The organism is Sandarakinorhabdus rubra, from assembly GCF_010994245.1.
Classification (GTDB): Bacteria; Pseudomonadota; Alphaproteobacteria; order Sphingomonadales; family Sphingomonadaceae; genus Sandarakinorhabdus; species Sandarakinorhabdus rubra.
In genome coordinates this window covers 1-521 of the sequence record NZ_WMHO01000481.1, presented here as the reverse complement: position 1 = coordinate 521, position 521 = coordinate 1, and the positions used below count along the sequence as shown (strand labels likewise).

Below are 521 nucleotides of genomic sequence, written 5' to 3'. Positions count from 1 at the left end.
CCGGGCAGCGATGGCCACGGGCCGCTAGGCGCCGGTTTCGGCGCCCGTTCGGGCAGCCGCGCCGGCGGCATCGGCAGCCTGTCACGCCGGCTCGATGATGACGGGCTGGCCGGGATCGTGGTGGGCGCGCTGATCGCCGCCAACAGCTTTGGCGAGGTTTATGCCGATGCCCCGCCCGATGGCGCGGTGGCGATGCCCAAGCTTTCCCGGCACCGCACGTTCGGCCGACAGAACACGGTGATCGGGGCGGTCGCCACCAATGCGCCGCTCAGCCGTGCACAGGCGCTCAGGATGGCGATGGTGGCACACTCCGGGTTGGCCCGCGCGGTGCGCCCCGTCCACACCCAGTTCGATGGCGATTGCATCTTTGCCCTGTCCACCGCCGCGCCCGGCAGCGGCCCCATCGAGGATGCCGCGCTGGCGCTGGTGGCCACCGTGGCGGCCGATCTGGTCGCCGCAGCGGTGCGCCAGGCGGTGGGGCTTTACTGATCGGCCAGCGCCGCCAGCCGCGCGGCCAGCGC

Annotated in this window: 1 protein-coding gene; it reads left to right on the top strand. The window is 73.3% G+C overall.

The genetic code is table 11. From position 1 onward, the window contains the following. Positions 1-489 (top strand): P1 family peptidase (locus GJV64_RS15410; protein WP_205599678.1); only part of this gene is annotated, 489 nt, incomplete at its 5' end. Positions 490-521 lie beyond the last annotated feature (32 nt).